Origin of the sequence: uncultured Gimesia sp., from assembly GCF_963976445.1 — a bacterium.
In the GTDB taxonomy this organism is placed as follows: Bacteria; Planctomycetota; Planctomycetia; order Planctomycetales; family Planctomycetaceae; genus Gimesia.
The window spans coordinates 1-7,137 of sequence record NZ_CAXBKP010000054.1 but is presented as its reverse complement, the minus strand read 5'-3'; the positions used below and the strand labels follow the sequence as shown (position 1 = coordinate 7,137).

Here is a 7,137-nt window from a genome sequence, read left to right as displayed (position 1 = left end):
TGATAATCGTACGAGTGCTCTGACAGTTTCCCGTTGCCTTACGACAACACCGAATGTAATTCGGTGCGACCCGGTGATCTGAAACAAAAACAGGCAGGTCAGAAACAATGTTCTCACCTGCCTGGGTTCATCTTTTTAATCCGAGTCAATCCTCTGCGCGGCTTCCATCGCCGCACATTTTCACAACTTTCGGATCGAATCGGGCCACAGTATCCACCAGATCCTGCTGTTCCGCCATGACTTCCATGATGTTTTTATACACGCCTGGAACTTCATCCGCGCCAGCAGAAATCACAGTGATTCCGCGTTTCGCCAGATCATTTCGCACTGCATTCCAGCGATATTTATCCTTTCCTTTTCTACGAGACATACAACGCCCCGCACCATGCGATGCTGAATTCAAGCTTGCTGGATTTCCTTTTCCACGCACCACAAACGCTGGATCGGCCATCGAACCGGGAATCACACCCAGTTCTCCTACAGCCGCAGGAGTTGCCCCCTTGCGATGCACGTAAACTTCCTTGCCATCATGCTCTTCCTTCCAGGCAAAGTTATGATGATTCTCAACACCGGAAATCACCTTACTTCCCAACAGCTCAGCAACGTTCTGATGAATCACCGCATGGTTCGCAGCCGCATACTCGCCCATCAGATTCATCGCCGCCCAGTATTCCTGACCTGCTTCCGAATCCATTTCCAGCCAGGCCAGTCGGCCCAGTTTATGATGACGTTTATGCAAACGCGCCTGTGCGATGGAAGAATACGTACTGCACACCGCAGCACCGACGCCCCGGCTACCGCTATGACTCAACAGCGCCACGTATTCTCCCGCTTCCAATCCCAGTTCGGCGTCCGCTTCTGTGAAAGTCAACACACCAAATTCGACGAAGTGGTTACCAGATCCCGAAGACCCCAACTGCTTCCAGGCGCGGTCCTTCTTCTCACGTGTCACTTTTGAAACCGTCCAGTCCTGATCCATCACTCCGTGATGCTGCCGTTTTTCATGCGCAACACCCACGCCGAATACGGTTCCCCGATTCAACGCATCCACAAACTGGTGTGGCTTCTGATACAGCGCAGCAACGGAAATATCCAGCACCGACAACTTCATGCGGCACGCAATATCCACACCCACTGCGTACGGAATCACCGCATCTTCCAATGCCAGAACTCCGCCGATAGGCAGACCATAACCGATGTGAGCATCAGGCATCAAAGCCGCACCCCGTGCAGAAGGAACATGGCACGCCAGGTCCATCTGTGAGAACGCACCTTCATCGATGCCATCCTTACCCCAGGTCTGGTACTTGATTGGCTCGAAGACTTCTTCTTGATTATCTTCAATCAGTTCCAAAGCCAACTGTCGAAAGGACAGATCTTCCAGAAACTCTTCAGGTCGTGCGACCACAGCTTGAACCAGCTCCTTCAGTTCTTTACCTCGTACCTTCCCTGCACCGGATCCTTTTCCGTTTGCTTTTTCTTCGGCTACTTTGTTCTGAATCGCTGTTTTCGCTGTCTTCAAACAATATTGCGGAACACCGATTTTCAGCAACTGTCGAGAATTCATCTCGCTTCTCCTTAGTAATCAACTTTAATCCTATCACGATTTGTTCTCAGTGGACACAAGCAGAGTTGGCAGGTTCCCCTTTCTTGATGAATACCGAACGAAAACGAACAACCTGCTCATCCATTTCATACGACGTCGAGACTCCATGTGCGTGCCCCTCCGCCAGAAGGCTTCAAATTTAGTCCAACAATAACGCACACTTCAACGTAAAATCCACAAGCGTTCGTACTCACCAAATTGATTCAAACACAACCAACCATCGCAGGACCAAAGTGATGTCAGAACCACCCTGAAATCCATCATTATTGCGCAGATCAGCGTAACTCCAACCCTGACCGAAACATTTGATTCACAACAAGATACGGCAAATTCTAATTATCGACGTCTTGCAAAGGCTTTTGGCGATGATTAGAATAAAGAGATGAACCTGAATTCGGGAACCACAGCTCTGCTCCTCCGTTCCTGAATACACTACCATCCCGCCTGCTGAGTCATGTGGCTCAGCTACCGCCGCTGCAAACTACTTGGCTTGTCGGTCGGACAGGTATCACCAGAGATTCATTGACAAGTTGATCTTGAGACGTCACCGCTCCAGGTGGCTGAATATCCACTTGAAAATTACTATCCAGAAGGTGAATGTCATGCTTCTTGTGTGTTTGAGCAAGCGCTGTTTCCCTGCTCTGTTCCTGACTCTTTTCTGCTGCTCACTGAATCAGGTGCCGGCACAGAATTCTGATAAAGTCTCTCCTGCGAAAATCCGTTCGATTCTCTCGCAAAACTGCTTTCAATGTCATGGACCAGATATAAAAAAACGGGCAGCCGATCTGCGATTTGATACAAAAGAAGGCGCCTTTGCTGACCTCGACGGGCACAAGGCCATCGTTCCCGGCAACGTCAAACAAAGCGAACTCATCACCCGCATCACAACAACCGATGCCGACCTCAAAATGCCGCCAGAAGAGAGTGGCAAAGAATTGACGGCCGAAGAAACAGCCCTGCTCAAACGCTGGATTCAGGAAGGCGCTGTCTGGCAGGATCACTGGTCCTTTGTCACACCGAAAAAAACACCCGCAGCCCCCGTCAAACAAGCGGACTGGGCTCAGACTCCCATTGATCAATTCATTCTGTCACGACTGGAAAAAGAAGGCTTAAAGCCGTCTCCCGAAGCAGACCGACGGACTCTCATCAGACGCGTCACGTTCGATCTGACCGGCTTGCCCCCCAAACCGACAGACGTCGCAGCATTTGTGAACGATAAGTCTCCCCAGGCTTATGAAAAAGTAATCGATCGCCTGCTGGAATCACCGCAGTACGGCGAACACATGGCTCGCTATTGGTTAGACATTGCCCGCTACGGCGACACGCACGGTCTGCACCTGGATAACTACCGTGAAATGTGGCCTTACCGGGACTGGGTCATCAAAGCCTTCAATACGAATCTGCATTATGACCAATTTGTAATCGAACAGCTGGCCGGTGACTTGCTCCCGAACGCCACAATGGATCAACAGATCGCCACCGGTTTTAACCGTTGTCACGTCACCACCAATGAAGGGGGCTCCATCGCGGAAGAAGTCTATGTCCGCAATGTCATCGACCGGGTCGAAACCACCGGCCAGGCTTTCATGGGCTTAACACTGGGATGCGCCGTCTGCCATGACCATAAATTCGATCCCTTCACAAAAACCGAATTTTATCAGATGTTCGCGTTCTTCAATAATCTGGATGGCCCGGCCATGGATGGAAACATCAAGGACTCCCCCCCTTCATTAAGAGTCCCCAACGCCGCACAATCAAAACAACTCAAAGCGTATCAAGATCAGTTGGTAGCCTTGGACCAGCAGGGAAACAACCGGATCAAAGCCAACGAACCGGCATTCCAATCCTGGCTGCAATGGAAACAGCAAATCCAGAAAACCGGCAGCGATCCGAACCTGTCAACTCCTCTGCCCGGCGGATTACTGGCTTCATTTAACCTTGACGAAAAAGAAGGCACCTCTGGTGTCGATCAGACCAATCCGAAAAACAAAGCGACCGTCAAAGGCAAACCTGCCTGGACCGCTGGCAAATTCGGAAACGGCTTCCAATTCACTGCCGCAAATTATCTGGATCTGGGTAAGACCGGACAATTTAACAAAGCCACTCCCTTCAGCTTTGCGATCTGGGTCAAAACCAATGGCAAAACTTCTGGCCCCATTGTTTCGAGCTTAAATCCCAATTCACGGGAACGTGGCTACGATCTGCAAATCACAAATCGCAGTCTCAGCGTGCGGCTCATCGACCGTTGGCCCGGTTATGCCGTTCAGGTCCAGACCAAAAACAATGAAATCAACCCCAACCAGTGGCATCATGTTTGTGTGACTTACGATGGCTCAGCCAAAGCACAAGGCGTCGCCGTTTATGTCGATGGCAAATCTTCTGAACTGACAATCTCTTCAGACTCGTTCAAGAATACGACGCCACTGAATTCCGCCACACTGCTTCTGGGACACTCCAGCACCAAAGCCCATTTGACCAACGGGTTCGTTGACGAATTCCGAATCTTCGATCATGAATTATCTGAAACCGAAGTCAATCAGGTCTTCTTCGACAAACAGATCAACCCGGTTCTGCAACTGGCGGCTGAGAAACGCACACCACAACAGACCGATTTATTGCGGCAGTACTACTTGAATCAATTCGATTCGGAATACCGCAAAGTACTCGCCCAAAAAGTTCAGGTGAAGGCACAGGAAGAAAAACTGACACAGTCTCTGCCTACAACCCTGGTCTTCCGCGAACGGAAAGCGATCAAGGATGCTTTTGATTTGAAACGAGGCCAGTACGATCAGAAAGGGGAGAAAGTCGCCCGAAAGACGCCAGCGCAATTTCCCAAAATGGCAGCCGAATGGCCCGTCAACCGCCTGGGACTGGCCAAATGGCTGGTCGCTCCCAACCATCCGCTGACCGCGCGCGTCGCCGTGAATCGCTACTGGCAGCAACTGTTTGGTATCGGCATTGTGGAAACGAGTGAAGACTTTGGCAACCAGGGAGCGACTCCCGTTCATCCTGAATTGCTCGACTGGTTAGCTGTCGACTTCCAGGAACATCACTGGGATATCAAACGTTTTATGAAACAAATCTTACTGTCAGCCACCTATCGACAAAGTTCGAACGTGACTCCTGCCCTTTACATGAAAGATCCGAAGAACCGCCTGCTCGCTCGCGGACCACGTTTTCGTCTCGATGCAGAAACGCTTCGCGATCAGGCATTGGCAGTCAGTGGTTTACTCGTCCCCACGGTCGGCGGCCCCAGTGTCAAACCACCACAGCCGGATGGCCTCTGGCACGCCGTCGGATATTCCGGTTCGAATACGGTCCGCTTTAAAAAAGATGCAGGTCCCGACAAAGTCTTCCGTCGCGGCTTGTATACCTTCTGGAAACGCACTTCCCCACCACCGGAGATGTCCACCTTTGATGCCCCCAGTCGCGAAGCCTGCACGATGCGCAGAGAACGCACCAATACGCCACTTCAGGCATTATTGCTGTTGAATGATCCACAATATCTCGAAGCAGCTCGCGCACTCGGTCAGCGAATGATGAAAGAAGGGGGTAAGTCTCCCGAAGAACGCATTCAATTTGCTTACACACTGGCAACAGCCAAACCGATGGCTGAGGCAGATATGAAACTCACTTTAAACACATTTCAGGACATGCTGAAACACTATCAATCAGATCCGAAAGCGGCAACAGAATTGATTGCCGTTGGTGAATCCAAACCTGATGCAACCTTGAACCCACAGGAACTGGCTGCCTGGACCATGGTGGCCAATCTGATCCTGAATCTGGATGAAGTGCTCAGCAAAAACTAATGACATTGATGAGGGAATTCTCGACTGAACGAACTCTGGTCTAAATAGATAGCCCAAAATAGAATCAACAGAAATCACAAGGTAATGTCATGAATCCAATTCAGGAACGTCTCTCACTTATCTCCCGACGCCATTTTTTCAAAACGGGCGGATTAGGGCTCGGTACGGCTGCACTGGCCTCGCTGGAATCAGGTCACCAGCCATTACAGGCGGCACCTGCTGAAATGAAGGCCGCCGGAGGACTGCCGGGAATTCCGCACTTTGCTCCTAAAGCCAAACGCGCCATCTATATGTTTATGGCAGGTTCTCCTTCGCAGATTGACACACTCGACTATAAGCCGGGACTGGATAAACTGTTTGATAAAGATCTACCCGAAGAAGTTCGCAAAGGACAGCGACTGACCACAATGACCTCTGGTCAGTCCCGGTTCCCGCTGGCACCTTCCAAATTCAAATTCACAAAACACGACAACGGTGGTGAAGGAGCCTGGGTCAGCGAACTCCTGCCACATACCGCCGGAATCGTCAAAGACATCGCCATCGTCAGGTCACTCTGGACCGAAGCGATCAACCATGACCCCGCCATCACCTATATCTGCACCGGCAACCAATTGCCGGGCCGCGCCAGCCTTGGTTCCTGGTTGAGCTACGGCCTGGGTTCCATGAATGAAAACCTTCCCTCATTCGTTGTCTTAACCTCAACCTGGTCCGGTCGTCAGCAAGCGCAAGCACTTTATAACCGCCTGTGGGGCAGCGGATTTCTGGCCAGTAAATATGCAGGCGTTTCGCTCCGCTCGAAAGGCGACCCTGTTCTGTTTCTGTCCAACCCTCCCGGCGTTTCAGCAAAATTGCGACGACGGATGCTGGATACATTGGCAGAAATAAATCAGAACGAATTCGATGCCATCGGTGATCCCGAAATCCAAACACGGATCTCACAATACGAAATGGCCTTCCGAATGCAAACGTCCGTTCCCGAACTGACCGACATTTCCAAAGAGACCAAAGCCACACTCGACATGTACGGCCCCGAAGTGCATAAGCCCGGCACATTCGCGTATCACTGTCTGCTCGCCCGCCGCATGGCAGAGCGAGGAGTACGGTTCTCGCAAATCTTCCACAGAGGCTGGGATCAACACGCCAATATCGCGGGCGACTTACCCAAGCAATGCAAAGACATCGACCAACCGGCCGCCGCGTTAGTCAAAGACCTGAAACAACGGGGCATGCTCGATGACACGCTGGTCGTCTGGGGCGGAGAATTTGGTCGCACCGTTTACTGTCAGGGAAAACTGACACGCGAAAACTACGGACGCGACCATCACCCGCGCTGCTTCAGCATCTGGATGTCAGGAGGTGGCATCAAACCTGGTCTCGTGCATGGGACCACCGATGACTTCAGCTATAACATCGTCGACAAACCCGTGCATATTCACGAATTCAACGCCACGATTCTAAAATGTCTGGGGATCGATCACAAAAAACTCAGCTACAAATTCCAGGGACTCGACCAACGCCTGACCGGCGTCGAAGATCATCACCCCGTCAATGAAATTCTAGCGTAAAGAAAAAATATAACAGGCCGAGAGCAGCGATCAGGAGATCACAGAAAAGAAGACCCATTGTTTCATGCAAGCTCCATCTTTATGAGCGGAATGGCGCTAGCCGAATGGTACTTACTTTACTTTTTTTATGTTGAATCAGAGTCTTTTTTCCGAT

3 protein-coding genes are annotated in these 7,137 nt (G+C 51.0%); 2 read left to right on the top strand and 1 reads right to left on the bottom strand.

Going from position 1 to position 7,137, the window contains the following annotated elements:
• Positions 1-145 precede the first annotated feature (145 nt).
• On the bottom strand, positions 146-1,567 hold the full coding sequence (locus AAC022_RS26940; protein ID WP_339736399.1) for an RtcB family protein: 1,422 nt from the start codon (positions 1,565-1,567) through the stop codon (positions 146-148).
• A gap of 641 nt (positions 1,568-2,208) precedes the next feature.
• Between AAC022_RS26940 and AAC022_RS26935 the strand changes: the two genes are divergently transcribed.
• Entirely contained in the window at positions 2,209-5,418 is a 3,210-nt protein-coding gene (locus AAC022_RS26935; protein ID WP_339736397.1) for a DUF1553 domain-containing protein, read from the top strand.
• 89 nt (positions 5,419-5,507) lie between these two features.
• The gene (locus AAC022_RS26930) at positions 5,508-6,983 is read left to right on the top strand and encodes a DUF1501 domain-containing protein (protein WP_339736395.1); all 1,476 of its coding nucleotides are present in this window, start codon (positions 5,508-5,510) and stop codon (positions 6,981-6,983) included.
• Positions 6,984-7,137: the final 154 nt, after the last annotated feature.